This window comes from Kitasatospora sp. NPDC088783, assembly GCF_044750705.1.
GTDB lineage: Bacteria > Actinomycetota > Actinomycetes > Streptomycetales > Streptomycetaceae > Kitasatospora > Kitasatospora fiedleri.
In genome coordinates this window covers 37787-53496 of record NZ_JBIVKJ010000006.1, presented here as the reverse complement: position 1 = coordinate 53496, position 15710 = coordinate 37787, and the positions used below count along the sequence as shown (strand labels likewise).

Annotated in this window: 16 protein-coding genes; 8 read left to right on the top strand and 8 right to left on the bottom strand. The window is 76.3% G+C overall.

Going from position 1 to position 15710, the window contains the following annotated elements; translation table 11 throughout:
• Positions 1–160: 160 nt before the first annotated feature.
• Entirely contained in the window at positions 161–2155 is a 1995-nt protein-coding gene (locus ACIP60_RS18530; RefSeq protein ID WP_400685542.1) for an amino acid transporter, read from the bottom strand.
• 316 nt (positions 2156–2471) lie between these two features.
• Positions 2472–3575, bottom strand: coding sequence for a calcium:proton antiporter (locus ACIP60_RS18525; protein ID WP_400685539.1), 1104 nt, complete (start codon positions 3573–3575; stop codon positions 2472–2474).
• Between the two features lie 95 nt (positions 3576–3670).
• On the opposite strand from ACIP60_RS18525, the gene ACIP60_RS18520 reads away from it, so the two are divergent.
• Positions 3671–4570: a polysaccharide deacetylase family protein gene (locus ACIP60_RS18520; protein WP_400685536.1), complete on the top strand. Its 900-nt coding sequence runs from the start codon at positions 3671–3673 to the stop codon at positions 4568–4570.
• A 162-nt stretch (positions 4571–4732) separates the two neighbouring features.
• On the opposite strand, the gene ACIP60_RS18515 is transcribed toward ACIP60_RS18520, so the two are convergent.
• Positions 4733–6001 (bottom strand): MFS transporter, encoded by a 1269-nt coding sequence (locus ACIP60_RS18515; RefSeq protein ID WP_400685533.1) that lies wholly within the window; start codon positions 5999–6001, stop codon positions 4733–4735.
• An 86-nt stretch (positions 6002–6087) separates the two neighbouring features.
• Here ACIP60_RS18515 and ACIP60_RS18510 point away from each other — a divergent pair, with 86 nt between their 5' ends.
• Positions 6088–6987 (top strand): winged helix-turn-helix transcriptional regulator, encoded by a 900-nt coding sequence (locus ACIP60_RS18510; RefSeq protein WP_400685530.1) that lies wholly within the window; start codon positions 6088–6090, stop codon positions 6985–6987.
• On the opposite strand, the gene ACIP60_RS18505 is transcribed toward ACIP60_RS18510, so the two are convergent.
• Positions 6909–7550, bottom strand: a complete 642-nt coding sequence (locus ACIP60_RS18505) for a DUF6629 family protein (protein WP_400685527.1) — start codon at positions 7548–7550, stop codon at positions 6909–6911. The two genes, ACIP60_RS18510 and ACIP60_RS18505, sit on opposite strands and share 79 nt — an antisense overlap.
• A gap of 135 nt (positions 7551–7685) precedes the next feature.
• Here ACIP60_RS18505 and ACIP60_RS18500 point away from each other — a divergent pair, with 135 nt between their 5' ends.
• A complete protein-coding gene (locus ACIP60_RS18500; RefSeq protein ID WP_400685524.1) occupies positions 7686–8129 on the top strand; it encodes a MarR family transcriptional regulator in 444 nt (147 codons plus the stop codon).
• Between the two features lie 156 nt (positions 8130–8285).
• Positions 8286–9035, top strand: coding sequence for a PIG-L deacetylase family protein (locus ACIP60_RS18495; RefSeq protein WP_400685521.1), 750 nt, complete (start codon positions 8286–8288; stop codon positions 9033–9035).
• Between the two features lie 13 nt (positions 9036–9048).
• Here ACIP60_RS18495 and ACIP60_RS18490 read toward each other — a convergent pair whose 3' ends face one another.
• From ACIP60_RS18490 to ACIP60_RS18480, 3 genes are all read right to left on the bottom strand, one after another.
• Positions 9049–9783, bottom strand: a complete 735-nt coding sequence (locus tag ACIP60_RS18490) for a DedA family protein (RefSeq protein WP_400685518.1) — start codon at positions 9781–9783, stop codon at positions 9049–9051.
• A gap of 41 nt (positions 9784–9824) precedes the next feature.
• Positions 9825–10025, bottom strand: a complete 201-nt coding sequence (locus tag ACIP60_RS18485; RefSeq protein WP_400685515.1) for a DUF1918 domain-containing protein — start codon at positions 10023–10025, stop codon at positions 9825–9827.
• Positions 10026–10114: 89 nt separating this feature from the next.
• A complete protein-coding gene (locus tag ACIP60_RS18480) occupies positions 10115–10786 on the bottom strand; it encodes a TetR/AcrR family transcriptional regulator (RefSeq protein ID WP_400685512.1) in 672 nt (223 codons plus the stop codon).
• Between the two features lie 71 nt (positions 10787–10857).
• Here ACIP60_RS18480 and ACIP60_RS18475 point away from each other — a divergent pair, with 71 nt between their 5' ends.
• On the top strand, positions 10858–11694 hold the full coding sequence (locus ACIP60_RS18475) for an adenosylcobinamide amidohydrolase (protein ID WP_400685509.1): 837 nt from the start codon (positions 10858–10860) through the stop codon (positions 11692–11694).
• An 84-nt stretch (positions 11695–11778) separates the two neighbouring features.
• Here the strand turns inward: ACIP60_RS18475 and ACIP60_RS18470 are convergent, their stop codons facing one another.
• On the bottom strand, positions 11779–11985 hold the full coding sequence (locus ACIP60_RS18470) for a DUF6011 domain-containing protein (protein WP_100834910.1): 207 nt from the start codon (positions 11983–11985) through the stop codon (positions 11779–11781).
• 212 nt (positions 11986–12197) lie between these two features.
• On the opposite strand from ACIP60_RS18470, the gene ACIP60_RS18465 reads away from it, so the two are divergent.
• From ACIP60_RS18465 to ACIP60_RS18455, 3 genes are read left to right on the top strand one after another with little or no spacing between them, the layout of a single operon-like run.
• Entirely contained in the window at positions 12198–13880 is a 1683-nt protein-coding gene (locus ACIP60_RS18465) for a purple acid phosphatase family protein (RefSeq protein WP_400685505.1), read from the top strand.
• Positions 13880–15049, top strand: a complete 1170-nt coding sequence (wecB, locus tag ACIP60_RS18460; protein ID WP_400685502.1) for a non-hydrolyzing UDP-N-acetylglucosamine 2-epimerase — start codon at positions 13880–13882, stop codon at positions 15047–15049. The genes ACIP60_RS18465 and wecB overlap by 1 nt, the downstream gene beginning before the upstream one ends.
• Positions 15049–15702 (top strand): PIG-L deacetylase family protein, encoded by a 654-nt coding sequence (locus ACIP60_RS18455; RefSeq protein WP_400685499.1) that lies wholly within the window; start codon positions 15049–15051, stop codon positions 15700–15702. Before wecB ends, ACIP60_RS18455 begins: the two co-directional genes overlap by 1 nt.
• Positions 15703–15710 lie beyond the last annotated feature (8 nt).

Genomic DNA, 15710 nt, shown 5'->3' with positions numbered 1-15710 from the left:
GGGTGGCCGAGGAGCGGCCGAGGTGTCGAGGAGGTGCACCCCGGATGCCGGAGCCGACTGCCGCAGGGCGCGGGGGTCGCCTCGCAGGTCCCGGGTGGCGGTCGACCGGCCGGACCCGTCGACCGCGGGTGCTCTCCGGCCGGACCGGGGGCGAGGCCGGTCAGGCTCCGACGTGGATGCCGGGGCGGCGGGCGGGATCGGGTTCGTGCCTGCGGATGATCTCGCGGGTGACGGGGGCGGTGTCGCCGCGCCCTAGCAGGAAGTAGCGGAGCATGTGCTTCAACGGGCTGCCCTCGGCCCACGCGAAGTAGCAGTGCGGCCGGACACCGGTGGAGTCGCGCAGGGCCAGCAGGAGCGCGGCGATCGCGTTGGGCGCCGCGGGCGCCTCGGTGCGCAGGATCCGGTAGCCGTCCACTTCGACGCCGCGCACCAGCAGGGCGCCGCTGAAGTCCGACGGGTCCACCACGTCGATCTCGACGAAGAGGACGTCGGCGGGGCCGGGGACGGGGTTGTCCCCGCGCTGCTCCTGCTCCTTGTGCCGGTACTCGTCGGCGGTTCCGGCCTGTCGGCGGTTGGCGATGATGTTGATGGACCCGTCGTGCGCCAGGGTGTCGGTGACGAACCGTCGGGCGGCGGGGTCGAGGGTGATGCTCTCGGCGCGCAGTTCGGTGGTGCGCGAGACCCGGGACACGAACGAGACGGCGACGATGCCGGCGATGAACATCCCGGAGATGGCGATGCCGTCCGGCTTGTCGACGATGTTGGCCACCAGGGCGTACAGCAGCACCGCCGTGAGGGCGGCGAAACCGGCGGTGGCGACGCGCCGGCGCCGGCGCACCGCCGAGACGGTGACGGCGAACGCGCCGGAGACCATCATGGCGAGGACGCCGGTGGCGTAGGCGCCGGCCTGGGCGTTGACGTCGGCGCCGAAGGCGACGGTGATGACGATGCACAGGGCGGTGTAGACCAGGACGACGGGGCGCACGGCCCGCCCCCACTCCGGGGCCATGCCGTAGTCGGGCAGGTAGCGGGGGACGATGTTGATCAGCCCCGCCATGGCCGACGCGCCGGCGAACCAGAGGATCAGGATGGTGCTGACGTCGTAGGCGGTGCCGAACGCCTCGCCCAGCTCCTGGTGGGCGAGCCAGGCCAGCGCCCGGCCGTTGGCCCGGCCGCCCGCCTCGAACTCCCGGTGCGGGATGAGGACGGTGGTGACGAAGCTCGCCGCCAGCAGGTAGACGCTCATGACGGCCGCCGCGGTGGTGAGGAGCTTGCGGGCGTTGCGGACCCGCGCGTCCAGCCGCTGTTCGGGACTTGCGCCCTCGGCGGCCACCAGGGGCATCATGCTCACCCCCGTCTCGAAGCCGGACAGGCCCAGCACCAGCAGGGGGAATGCCAGCAGCGCCGGGCCGAGCAGGCCGCCGAAGCCGCCGCCGCCCTCGCCCAGCGCCCCCGTCCAGGCCGACCAGGCACCCGGCGTGGTGAACACCTCCACCACGCCCGCGCCGATGGTCACCGCGTTCAGGAGCAGGAAGAGGGAGACCAGCGGGATGGCGACGGTGACCGCCTCGCTGAAGCCGAGCAGGAACACCCCGCCCAGCAGGAGCAGCAGACCGACGGTCAGCGCGACCTCGTGGCCGTGCAGCGCACCGGAGAGGTAGGGGTTCTCGACCAGGTGCACGGAGGCGTCCGCCGAGGACAGGGTGATGGTGATGATCCAGGACGTGGCCACGAACCCCAGCAGGACCAGCACGAACACCTTGCCCCGCCAGAACGGCAGCAGGTCCTCCAGCATCGCCACCGACCCCGCGCCGTTCGGGCTCTCCCGGGCCACCCGGCGGTACATCGGCAGCATCCCCACCAGCGTCAGCGCCACGATCAGCAGCGTCGCCAGCGGCGAGACCGCTCCGGCCGCGAGCGCGGCGATCGCGGGCACGTACGCCAGGCTGGAGAAGTAGTCGACACCGGTCAGGCACATCACCTTCCACCAGGCCTGCGGCTCGCTGTGCTCCTCCGCCGCCGCGGGCCCCACCGGCTGCACCCGGTGCCGCAGCAGCCAGCCCGCTGCTCCGCCCCGCGGCGGCCCGGGCCGCAGGGCGGGACTGTCCAGCACTTCCGGTACCGCCAGTGCGTCGACGTCGATCCTGTCGTCCATCCCCACCCCGTCGTCGTCCTCCCACCGCGGCCCGTCCACCGAGGGCCGGGCCGCCTGCTGCCCCGCGCACGCCCGGGACGTGTGCCCCTGCCTCGCCGCCCCAACCCCACGAGTCGGAACGGCTGGACCGCCCGTGCCCCGCGTACGGGCCGCGGGGTCGAGGCGGATGCGGGACGGGACGCCGCAGGGGAGTGCGGACGCGGGCGCCGTCGGGGGGAGGAGAGCGCGCCGGCGGACGAGTCGGCCGGGGCGGCTGGACGACCCCGCGGGCGCACCGCGAGTTCGTCCAGCCGTGCCCGGGCGGGGCCCGGGGCCGCTACGGGCTCACGGCCAGGACCAGGTACGCGCCGAGGATGGCCAGGTGGACGCCGCCCTGTAGCGGGGTGGCCCGCTTGGGGATGACGGTGAGGGTGCCGACGGCGACGGTCAGGGCGAGCAGGATCATGTGGTTCGCGCCCAGGCCGAGTTCGAGCGGCCCGGAGAGCCAGCTGGAGGCGATCGCCACGGCCGGGATGGTCAGGCCGATCGAGGCCAGGGCGGAGCCGAGGGCCAGGTTGAGGCTGATCTGGACCCGGTTGCGGACGGCGGCCCGGACGGCGGCGATCGACTCGGGCAGCAGCACCAGCAGGGCGATCACCACGCCGACCACCGCGTTGGGCAGGTCGGCGGCGGCGACGCCGCGCTCGATGGTGGGCGAGACGCCCTTGGCGAGGCCGACCACCGCGACCAGCGCGACGGCGAGCAGCGCGACGCTGACCAGGGTCTCCCGCATGGTCGGCGTCTCGGAGTGCTCGTCCAGCGGGTCGACGATCTCGCCCGCCGCGGTGACGGGCAGGAAGTAGTCCCGGTGGCGGACCGTCAGGGTGGAGACGAACAGGCCGTAGATGACGATCGAGGCGGTCGCGGCGAAGACCAGCTGGGTGGTGGAGAACTGCGGGCCGGGCTGCGAGGTGGTGAAGGTCGGCAGCACCAGGCTCAGCGTGGCCAGGGTGGCGATCGCGCCGAACGCCGCCCCGGTGCCCTCCGCGTTGAAGACCGCCACCCGGTACTTCAACGCGCTGACCAGGATGGACAGTCCGAGGATGCCGTTGCAGGTGATCATGACGGCGGCGAACACGGTGTCCCGGGCCAGGCCGGCGCTCTTGTCGCCGCCGTCGGCCATCAGCGTGACGATCAGCGCGACCTCGATGATGGTGACGGCCACCGCCAGCACCAGCGAGCCGTACGGTTCGCCGACCCGGTGCGCGATGAGCTCCGCGTGGTGCACCGCCGCCACCACCGAGACCGCCAGGAAGCAGGCCACCAGGGCCACCACCGGCCAGGGCAGGTCCCGGTGCCAGGTCGCCAGGAGCAGCAGGAACGCCAGCACCGGGGCCACGGTCGTCCACTGCAGGTAGTGCGGTCGCGGGGAGGAAGCCATACGGCCGAGCTTCGCAGATGGCACCGGCCGCGCCGGGAAGTGACACTCGTGGCGGTGGTCACGGCGGCCACGGCGGACGGCGAGGAGCGGCGCGGATGGCGCGGACGGCGCGGGTGGCGCGGACGGTCGGACGGCGGGCGGTACTGGCGGCGGCGCTCGGACTCACGGCGGGCTGCGGCGCGGCGCGGGGCGGGCCGGGTGGACCGGGCGGACGGCCGCCGACGGCACCCGGCACCGCCGTCCCGTCCGTCCCGTCCGCGCCGCCCGCCGCCCCGTCCGGCGCGCAGCCGCCCGCGCCGCCCCACCGGGAGCAGGTGCTGGCCCGGTACGCCGGGCGGGCGCCGCAGCGCTGGGGCACCGACCTGCCGGGCGTCGTGACGACCGTCCCGGGCGGGGCGCTGGCGCTGACCTTCGACGCGTGCGGCGGGCCGGGCGGGGACGGGTACGACGCGGCGCTGATCGGCACCCTGCGGCGCCTGGGGGTGCCCGCCACGCTGTTCCTGAACGCCCGTTGGGTGGACGCCAACCCGGGGCCGTTCGCCGAGCTGGCCGCCGACCCGCTGTTCGAACTGGGCAACCACGGCACCGCGCACCGCCCGCTGTCGGTGACCGGCCGTTCGGCGTACGGCATCACCGGGACGGCGGACCCGGCCGCCGCGTACGAGGAGGTGGCGGGCAACCGGGCCAAACTGACCGGGCTGCTGGGGCGGGCCCCCGGCTGGTTCCGGGCCGGGACGGCGCACTACGACGAGGTCGGGGTGGCGCTGGTGGGGGAGCTGGGCGAGCGGGTGGCCGGCTTCGCGGTGAACGGCGACGGCGGCGCGACCTTCACCCCCGGCCAGGTCGCCGCCACGGTGGCCGCCACGCCGCCCGGATCGGTGGTGATCAGCCACCTCAACCACCCGGCGGCCGGCACCGGCGAGGGCTACGCGCGGGCGCTGCCCGCGATGCTGGACGCCGGGTGCCGCTTCGTCCGGCTCTCGGACCCGGCCTAGTGCCGCGTCAGGCAACCCTTCGCCCCGTCGCGGTGTCTGGCACGCCCTCGCGCCGCACCGGCCGAAAAGCCGAGTACACCCAGGACGGGGGCTTCCGGCCGGCACGCCGAGAGCACGCACCGGACACCGCTCCTTGACGGGCGAAGGCGGCCTGACGCGGCACTAGGCCGTGACGTCGGTCAGCTCGCGGGCGCCGCGCAGCCGGGAGGAGAGCAGCAGGACGGGGGAGAGCGCGGTCAGCGCGCAGGCCAGGGCCAGGGCGGTGCGGGGGCCCCAGAGCGAGGCGGCGGCGCCCGCGGCCAGTGCGCCGACCGGGATGGCGCCCCAGGAGACGAACCGGACGGTGGCCATCACCCGGGGCAGCAGCGCGGCGGGGACGGTGCGCTGCCGGTAGGTGCGGGTCAGGATGCTGAGCACCACCACGGAGGCGCCGAACCCGGCGTTGCCGAGCGCGAACAGCGGCAGCCCGGGCCCGCCGGGGGCGAGCGGCATCAGCGGGGCCGTCGCCACGCCGACCAGCGAGCCGTACACCAGGGTGCGGGCGGTGCCGAAGCGGGCGGCCAGCCGGGGGGTGAGCGCCGCGCCGAGCAGGCTGCCGGCGCCCTCGGCGGCCATCAGCACGCCGACCAGTCCGGCCGGGGCGTGCAGGGTGCGCACCAGGAACAGCGGGACGACGGCCATCAGCGCGCCGCAGACGAAGTTGACGCAGGTCGCCTCGGCCAGGCAGGGGCCGATCACCGGGTGCCGGGTCGCGTAGCGCCAGCCCTCGCGGATCTGCGCGCCGAAGGACGGCCGGCCGGCGGTGGGCGCGGGGCGTTCGGCGGCGGCCCGGGGCAGCGTGCGCAGCAGCGCCGCCGAGCACAGGAAGCTGACCGCGTCCACGACCAACGCCGCCGCCGCGCCCAGGAGTTGGACCAGGACGCCGCCGATCGAGGGCCCGGCGAGCTGGTTCACCGCGTGGGTGCCGGAGGTCAGGCTGTTGCGGGCGGTGAGCTGCTCGGCCGGCACCACACCGGGCAGGAAGGTCGAGTTCCCGACGTCGAAGACCACGCTCGCGAAGCTGACCAGCAGCGCCGCCGCGACCAGGTGCGGCAGGCCCAGCACGCCGAACGCGGCGGCCAGCGGGACGGAGGCGATCGCGGCGGCGCGCAGCAGGTCCATGGCGATCTGGGTGCCGCGCAGCGGCAGGCGCTGCACCAGGACGCCGGCCGGCAGGCCGATCACCAGCCAGGCCACGTACCCGGCGGCGGTGACCAGGCCGACCTGGAAGCCGTTGGCGTGCAGCACCGAGACGGCGGTCAGCGGGAGGGCGACGGCGGTGACGGCGTCGCCGAGGCCGCTGACGGTGGTGGCCGTCCAGTAGCGCCAGAACGCGGCGGCCGGGCGGGCGGCGGGCGCCGTGGGCGGTCGTTCGGTGCGGGTGGTGCTCATGTGGCGTTCCCCCTGGTGGCAGGCAGTGAGTTCCCTTGGGGAACTCACTATAGGCGGCGGGGGAGCCGCGGTGGCAAGGTGGTGCCATGCGCTACACCGACGTCGGCGACACCGACTGCTCCATCGCCCAGGCGCTGTCCGTGGTCGGCGACTGGTGGACCCTGCTGCTGGTGCGCGACCTCGCGGGCGGCACCCACCAGTTCGACGCCCTGCACGAATCGCTCGGCATCAGCCGCAAGGTGCTCACCGCCCGGCTGCGCGCCCTGGTCGAGGACGGCGTGGTCGAGAAACGCCTCTACCACGCCCACCCGCCGCGCTACGCCTACCACTTGACCGACAAGGGCTGGGGGCTGCTGCCGGTGCTGGTCGCGCTCCAGGACTGGGGCGGCCGGCACCTGCTCGGCGACGGCACCCTCACCGCCACCGCGCCGCCCGACTCCGCCGAGGCCCACCGGGTGCACGCCCTCGTCGGCACCCGCCTGCCCGAACTCGCCCTGCCCGCCGCCTCGGAGAGCGCCCGCCCGCCGCTCACCGACCCGGTCGGGCGTACCCCCTGGACGGTGCTGTACTGCTTCCCCGGCGCGTACGCCCCCGGCACCCAGGGCTACCCGCCCGGCTGGGACGACATCCCCGGCACCGTCGGCTGCACGCTCGAATCCTGCACCTACCGCGACCGGCTGGCCGAGTTCACCGCCCGCGGCGCCACCGTGCACGGCGTCTCCACCCAGCGCCCCGACCAGCAGGCCGCGTTCGCCGCCCACCGGACGATCCCGTTCCCGCTGCTCTCGGACGCCGCGCTGCGGCTGACCGGCGCGCTGCGGCTGCCCACCTTCCGGGCCGGCGGCGCCGACCGGCTCAAGCGGCTCACCCTGGTGGTCGACGCCGACCGGACGGTGCGCGGGGTGCTCTACCCCGTCCCCGACCCCGGCGGCTCGGTGGGCGAAGCGCTGGCGCTGCTCGACGAGCTGACGGCCGCCCAGCGGTAGAGCAGCACCGAGGCGACGGCGGCCAGCGCGCACCAGGTGGAGACGAACGCGAGGCGCCACAGCAGGGCGCAGACCAGCGCGCCCAGGCCGGTGATCCACCCCAGCAGGCGCAGGTACCGGTCGCCCGAGCCCAGCAGCGCCCCCAGCACGGCCACCAGGTACCCGGCCAGCAGCGGCCCGGCCGCCGGGACGCCGATCGCGTACCCCAGCGTGTGGCCGTGCACGTGCGCCGCCACCGGGTGCCGGGCGACCGCGAGCGCCAGCGGGACGGCGACGGCCGCGCCCAGCGCGGCGCACCACAGCGCCGCGCGGCGGCGGGTCGCGCACCACACCGCCGCCGGGACGTACAGCGGCAGCAGCGGCAGCGCGATCACCGCCCACACCGTCCGGGCCCACGCCCAGCCCGACCAGACGCCCGCCTCCACCAGCTGGTGCCCGCCCAGCAGCAGCGGCAGCGCGGCCAGCGGCAGCCGCCGCGAGACCCCGGCGCGCACCACCGCGGCGGCGCCGACCGCCGCCACCGCGCCCCCGGCGATCAGATCGGCCTCCGCGCTCCAGCACATCCGGCCAGCGTACGAGCCGACGGCCCGTCAGTACGACCGCGCCGCGGTGGCGCAGGTGCGCGGCGCGCAGGCCCGCGCCCCGCCCCGGGCGGTCGGCGGGCGCCGGGGCCGAGCTGCCACCCGCCCGGCCGGCTCGTGCGCGGCGGCCACGTCCGCGGCCCGGCAGACGAACGCGTCGCCCCCGGGGCGGGCCCGGGGCCGCGCCGAGCGCCTGCGCCACCGCGGCGCGGTCGCACAGGAGCCGACGGCCCGCGCCCGTACCACCGCGCCGCGCCGGCCGCCCTCGCCGCCCTCGGCCCGCACACCCAGCGCGGCCCCGCCACCCGCCTGCGCCCGGACCCCGGCGACCCCGCCCAGGCCGCCGACCTGCTCGCCGCCCACGGCTGGATCGACCGCGCCCGCGACCCGGCCGACCGCCGCCGCCGCCTCACCCTCACCGACGCCGGCCGCACCCGCCTCGCCGCACTCCAGGCCGAGGCCCGGGCCGTCCAGGACGACCTCCTCGCCCGCCTCGACCCCGCCGAGCGCGCCGCCCCACACGGCCTGCCGCTGCGCCTGCACACCGCGACGCCCGGCTGAGCCGGGGCTACCGTGGAAGTGCGTCGCGGCGGCCGGTCGCGTCGCGGCGGGCGCTCCGGGGGCGGTGACCCCCCGTCAGAGGACCCCGGCGCACGGCACCGTCCGCACCATCCGGCCCCGGACGGGCGGGGCCCCGGCGAAAGGCAGCACAGGACCATGAGCGACACCACCGACCAGGCCCCGCCCCCGTACCGGCCGCTCGACGAGGACTGGGACAGCGCCCTCGCCGTCGTCGCCCACCCCGACGACATGGAGTACGGCGCCGCCGCCGCGGTCGCCCGCTGGACCGGCCAGGGCAAGCGGATCAGCTACCTGATGGTCACCAGCGGCGAGGCCGGCATCGACGGCCTGGACCCCGAGCAGTGCCGGCCCGTCCGGGAGCGCGAACAGGTCGAGTCGGCCCGGATCGTCGGCGTCGGGACGGTCGAGTTCCTCGGCCACCCCGACGGCACCGTCGAGTACGGGCTGCCGCTCCGCCGCGACCTGGCCCGGGCGATCCGGCGGCACCGCCCCGACATCGTGATCACCACCAACTTCCGGGACAGCTACGGCGGCGTCCTCCCCAACCAGGCCGACCACATCGCCGTCGGCCGGGCCACCCTGGACGCCGTCCGCGACGCGGGCAACCGCTGGGTCTTCCGCGACCTCGCCGCCGAGGGACTCGACCCCTGGAACGGCGTCCGCCAGCTCTGGGCGGCCGGCTCCCCCGACGCCCGGCACGCCGCCGACACCACCGACACCTTCGCCGCCGGCGTCGCCTCGCTGGAGGCCCACCGCGCCTACCTCGACGGCCTCGGCGGGGAGATGGCCGACGCCGCCGAGTTCCTGGAGGGCACGGGCCGGGCGGCCGGCTCCCGCCTGGGCACCCGCTTCGCCGCCGCCTTCGAGGTGGTCCCCCTGCGCTGACCGGGCCGGCGGCTCACCGGTGGTCGCTGGGGAGGTCGCTGCCGTCGCTGTCGCCACCGTCCCCGCCGCCGCCCTGACCGCCGTCCGGGCCGCCCTGGTGCGGGATGCGGCCGGCGGCGCCGTCGCGGGGCGGGCGGTGGCGGCGGCGGAGCCAGGTGCGGACGGCCAGCAGGACGGCGAGGGCGGCCAGCACGGCGAACAGGAGCACCTGGTAGCGGACGGCCTCGCGGTAGAGGGTGTCGATGTTGCTGCCCGCGAAGTAGCCGACGGCCGACCACACGCCCGCCCACAGGGCCGCGCCCGCCGCGTTGGCGAGCAGGAAGCGGCGCCAGGGCATGCCGGTGGTGCCCGCCAGCAGGCCGTTGGTCTGCCGCAGGCCGTCCACGAAGCGGGCGCCGGTGACCACCAGGGCGCCGCGGCGGCGGAAGAAGGCGTCGGCGCGGGCCATCCGCTCCGGGGTGAGGCGGACGTACCGGCCCCAGCGCTGCACCAGGGCCAGGCCGCCGGTGCGGCCCAGCACGTACGCCAGCGCGTCGCCCGCGAACGCGGTCAGGACGGCCACCAGCAGCAGCACCGGCAGCGACAGCTGCCCCGCGCCCGCGTACACGGCGGCCAGCACCAGGATGGTCTGGCCCGGGACCGGGAGCAGGCAGTTGTCGAGGAAGACCAGCACCCCGACCGCGAGGTAGCCGTAGTCGTCGAGCAGCGGGGCGAGGTGGGCCAGCGGGCCCGGCAGGGTCGGCGACAAGGGCGGGTGCTCCTCCTACCTGGCCCGGGCGGGGGCCGGGATCAGCGCTGCTCCCCGTCGACGCGGTGCTCGACGAGGCAGTCGGGGCCGGGGTAGACGAGGCCGGCGTGGCCGTCCTCGAAGCGGACCAGGTAGGGCGGTTCGCCGTCGGCGCCGCGCACCTCGACGATCTCACCCGTGCGGTCGGTCATGCCGACCGACCTGCTGTACATGTGGACGTGGTCTCCCACGGTGGCTTGCATCGGACAACTCCCGCCGGCGGATCGGACAGGGCCTTCGGACTTCCCTTCCACTGTGCGGCGGCTACCCGGACGGCGCAAAGCCGAACCCGTCACCCGCGCGGCGGGACGTCGGCGAGGTAGCTGCGCACCAGCCGCTTGCACTCGGCGATCAGCACCGGGTCGCCCGCCGGATCGGCCCGGAACGCCAGCTTCAGCACCGCGTCCGCGCACTCCATCGCCACCCGCAGGGCCAGCCCGTACCCGGGCGCCGCGAACAGCCCGCCGCCGATGGCGCGCAGCCGGACGGCGACCGCCGCGTTGTTGTCCAGCTCGGCGTCCAGCAGGTGCAGCTCGTCGACCTCGGCGGGGACGGTGCCGACCAGGCCGAAGTCCAGGTGGCCGAAGCCCGGCACGGAGCGCTTCATCGTGACGAACTCGTCCACCGCGTGGTCGGTGAAGGCGGCCAGGTCGGGGGAGCCGGCCGCCGCGACCCGGCGGGCCAGGCCGTCCAGGAAGCGGGCCAGGTTGCGTTCGGCGAGGGCCGCCAGCAGGCCCTCCTTGCCCGCGAAGAACTGGTAGAGGGTGCCGATCGGCACCTGGGCGCGCAGCGCCACCTCCTTGGTGGTCAGCCCGGCCGGCCCGGCCTCGTCCAGCAGCCCCGCGCAGGCGTCCAGCAGCCGCTCGTAGCGCTCCTGGCTGCGCTGCTGCACCGGTCGGCGGCGCGCCCCGGCCGCCGGGGCGCGGGCGGCGCGGGCGGCGGGCGCGGCGGGGGGCGGGGTCATGACGCCACTCTGCCGCATCCGGTCGGGCCGGGGCGAATTCCGGCCGCCGCGGTGTGGTTGGCTGGCGGACCATGAGCGAGGAGCGGGCGGCGGACGGGGCGGACGGGGCGGACGGGGCGGGCGCGGGGGACCTGGTGGACCCGGCGGCCCCGGTGGTGACGGTGCAGCGGGCCGGGCGGATCGAGGACGGGGCGTGCCGGCACCTGCTGGTGTGGCGGGCCGGGCCGGGCTGGCGGATGGCCGGCTCCGGCGTCCTCGGCGGCGGCCTGGGCGAGCGGCACTGGGTGCTCAACGCTCAGGTCCGGGCCGGGTACGGGCGGATGGACCCGGCCGGGCACCTGGCCGAACTCGCCGCCGCGCAGGGCCTGACCGGCCCCGGCACCGGACTGATGACGGCCGCCGAGGTGGACGCCTGCACCTGGGCCGAGGACGGCGGCGCCACCGCCGTGGTCACCACCGGCATCGGCGTCCCCACCTGGGCCGCCGCCCCCGAGGTCCCGCCCGCCCGCCACGCGCCCGGCACCATCAACATCCTGGCCGTCGTCCCCGCGCCGCTCTCCGACGCCGGGCTGCTCAACCTGCTCACCACCGCCACCGAGGCGAAGGTCCAGGCCCTGCTGGAGGCCGGGTACGACTGCTCCGGCACCCCCTCCGACGCGGTCTGCGTCGCGGTCCGCGCCCCGCGGCCGGGCGCGGCGGTCGAGCCCTTCGGCGGCCCCCGCTCCCGCTGGGGCGCCCGGCTGGCCCGGGCCGTCCACCGGGCCGTCCTGGCCGGGGCGCTGGCCGACCGCGAACGCCGCGCCGGGTACGACGGCCCCCCGACCCATCCGGCCACCGGGCCCGGCTGCGGGTGCGAGGACGTGCTGGCGGGCGGGGGGAGCCGGGCGGTTCGGGAGGCGGCGGGGTGAGCGGGAGCCCCCGCCGGTCCGGGGCGGTGCGGTCCGGTGCGCTCCGGTCCGGTGCGGTGCGGGCGGGCGGGGGCTGACGGGGGATCAGGTGCCCGGCAGGTGGTCCTGGTCGATGACGTAGACCCGGGTGCGCTCGGGGGCGTCGGCGCAGTGGCGGCCGAGCTTCTCCCAGCGGGACTCGGGGCTGTGCAGCGGGCGGTGGCAGCGGCGGCAGCGGACCACGGGGGCCGGGCGGCGCTCGACGGCCGTGCCGGGGAGCGGGGGTTCGGTGCTGTCGCGCTGATCACTCACCGCAACAGTTCACCACCGCCGGGCGGCGGGCGCGAGAGGGGGGTGCCGCCGGGGACCACCAGGTGGCATTCAGGCGATCTTCACCGGAGCGCCCGATCTGATCGTATGAATGTTTACCGGCTGTCTCCGAACAGGTCATCTCGGGGCGTGAACCTCCATCGGGCGAAGGCGAGGTTCCGCTTCCGCACCACCACACCACGAAGGGAAATCCCGTGGACCTTCCCGGCTTCCGGGTGTCGCGCCGCCGGGCCGACGAGATGACCATCGCCGAGCAGTACGAGTACTGGCAGTACGTCCGCAAGGGCGTGTCGCGGCGCAGCGTGCTGCGGGCCGGCGTCTTCGGCGCCGCCGCCGTCGCGGCCGGACCGATGCTGCTCAGCCGCCCGGCGTACGCCGACACGCCCGGCTCGGCCGTGGTGCCGTTCGGCCGGCACCTCGCGTTCGGCAACGACCCGGCCACCCAGATGCGGGTCGGCTGGCAGGTGCCGTCCGCGGTCACCAACCCCGTGCTGCGGGTGGGCACCTCGCCCACCGACCTGAGCCAGACCGTGCAGGCCGAGATCCGCAACCTGCACAGCGACTACGGCACCGGCGCCCCGCTGGAGCAGTACTACGGGCACGCCGCGCTCGACAAGCTCGAACCGAACACCACGTACTACTACGCCGTCGGCCACGAGGGCCTGGAGGCCGCGTCCGGCCCGGTGAACTCCTTCACCACCGGCCCCGCCGGCAGCGGCTCCGGCCTCAAGCCGTTCACCTTCACCGCGATGGGCGACCAGGGCGCCAGCGCCCAGGCCGCGCTGGAGAACGCGCAGATCACCGCGCAGAACCCGGTCTTCCACCTGCTCGCCGGCGACATCTGCTACGCCGACCCCAACGGCCAGGGCAAGCTGAACGACAGCTACAACCCGGCGGTCTGGGACGGCTACCTCAAGCAGATCGAGCCGGTCGCCCAGTCCGTGCCGTGGATGGTCGCCACCGGCAACCACGACATGGAGGCCTGGTACTCGCCCAACGGCTACGGCGGCCACGCCAAGCGCCTGGACCTGCCGACCAACGGCCCCGCCAACTGCCCCAGCGTGTACGCCTTCACCTACGGCAACGTCGCGGTGCTGTCGCTGGACGCCAACGACGTCTCCTACGAGATCCCGGCCAACAAGGACTACTCGGGCGGCGCCCAGACCAGCTGGCTGGAGCGCACCCTCGCCGACCTGCGGGCCAAGCCCACCATCGACTTCATCATCGTCTTCTTCCACCACTGCGCCTACGCGGTGACCACCAGCCACGTCTCCGACGGCGGCGTCCGGGAGAAGTGGGCCCCGCTGTTCGACAAGTACAACGTGGACCTGGTCATCAACGGCCACAACCACATGTACGAGCGCACCGACCCGATCCGCGGCGGCAAGCCCACCCGCACCGCGGGCGTCGGCGACACCGTCAGCCCGGTCACCGACGGCACCACCTACATCGTGGCGGGCGGCGGCGGCGCGAGCCTGTACAGCCTGCCCTCGAACGGGCCGGAGAGCTACGCGGGCAACGTCAAGGACGCCTCCGGCGTCGCGGCCGGCTACTTCGGCGCCGGCGGCAAGGTCACCGAGGCGGTCGACTGGTCCCGGGTGCGCTACCGCGGGCACAACCTGCTCGCCGTGGACGTCAAGCCCGCCGCCCCCGGCGGCACCGCCACGCTCACCGTGCGCGGCATCTCGGTGGAGGGCGCCAAGGCCGGCACCGAGATCGACCGGGTCACCATCGTTCGTACCGCCGCCACCGTCGACACCCCCGCCTTCGGCTCCGGCGCGCTGCTGGCCGGCGCCGCGCTCGCCGCCGGCGCTGGGTACGCGGGCTACTCCGCCTGGCAGAAGCACCGCAGCGGACTCGAGGTCCCCGTCTCCTGATGAACGCCGCACACCGGCGGACCCCGGCCGGGACCACCCGTCCCGGCCGGGCCCCGCAGCTCACCGTCTTCGCCGGGACCCGCCCCGAGATCGTCAAGCTCGCCCCCGTCGTGCACGCCCTGCGCGCCGCCGGGGCCGGCGTCCGGGTCGTCGCCACCGGCCAGCACCACGACCGGCGGATGGCCGGCGCCTTCTTCGCCGACCTGGGCGTCCCCCCGGACGAGTCCTGGGAGCTGACCGGCGACGAGGCCGCCCGCACCGGCGCCCTGCTGGCCCACGCCCTCGCCCACTTCGCCGCCGGGCCGCGCCCCGACCTGGCGGTCGTCCAGGGCGACACCTGGACGGTGCCGCTGGTCGCGCTCGCCGCCCGGCGGCACGGCGTGCCCGTCGCGCACGTCGAGGCCGGGCTGCGCTCGCGCAACCCGCTCTCCCCGGAGGAGAACAACCGCACCGTCGCCGCCGACCTCGCCACCCTGCACCTGGCCCCCACCGAGGGCGCCCGGGACAACCTGCTGCGCGAGGGCGTCCCGGCGGACGCCGTGCACGTGGTCGGCAACACCGTGCTGGACGTGCTGCGGACCTCGGGCGTGGCGGCGGTGCCGGTCGGGCGGCGGCGCGGCGTCCTGGTCACCGCGCACCGCCCGGGCACGGTGGACGCGCCCGAGCGGCTGGCCGCGCTGGTCGCCACCGTCCGGGCGCTGGCCGACAGCTGCGGGCCGGTGGTCTTCCCGCTGCACCCGCGCACCGCCGACCGGCTCGCCGCGCACCGGCTCACCGACGGCCTGCGGCACCCCGGCATCGAGCTGCTGGAACCCCAACCACACGGCCGGATGCTGGAGTTGATCGCCTCCTCGACCCTGGTCGCCACCGACTCCGGCGGCCTCCAGGAGGAGGCCGGCTGGTTCGGCGTCCCCGCCGTCGTGCTGCGCGAGAGCACCCCCCGGCCCGAGGGCGTCGCCCTCGGCCAGGCCGCGCTCGCCGGACTCGACCCGGCCCGGGCGGTGGCCGCCGCCCGGCGGCTGCTCGACCCCGCCGAACAGCGCCGGATCGCCGGACTGCCCTGCCCCTACGGGGACGGGCGCACCGGCGAGCGGATCGCCGCCCTCGTCACCACCCTGCACCGCGCGGACCGGCTCGCGCTGCGCGAACCCGGGCGGGGGGCGGCCTGATGCGGATCCTCGCCGTCGGCGCGCACCCCGACGACATCGAACTCGGCTGCGGCGCGACCCTGGTGAAGGCCCGGGCGGAAGGCGCGGAGGTCGGCCTGCTGGTGCTCACCGACGGCCGGCTCGGCCCCGGCGACCCCGAACTGCGCGACCGCGAACAGCAGGCCGCCGCCCGGCAGTTGGACGCCCGGCTGTACCGGGGTGGCTTCCGGGACGGCGAGTTGGCGCACGACGCCGCGCTCACCCGGCGGATCGAGGACGTCCTCGCCGAGTTCCGGCCCGACCTGGTGCTCACCCACGCCGCCGAGGACTCCCACCAGGACCACCGCGCCGCCGCCCGGGCCACCGTCGCCGCCGCCCGCACCCACCCCCACCTGCTGCACTACGAGGGCCCCACCACCTTGGACTTCCACCCCACCGTCTACAGCGACGTCACCGGGCACGTCCCCGGCAAGCTCGCCCTGCTGCGCCACCACCTCTCCCAGGTGGTCGGCTCCCGCCGGGTCGACCTCGACGCGCTCGCCGCCCAGGCCCGCTTCCGCGGCTTCCAGGGCCGCCTGGAGGCCGCCGAGGCGTTCACCGCGACCCGCAGCCTGCTCACCCTCACCGTCACCGCGCCCGCCGCGACGGCCGTCCCCCGGCAGGTCCGGGCATGACGCCGACG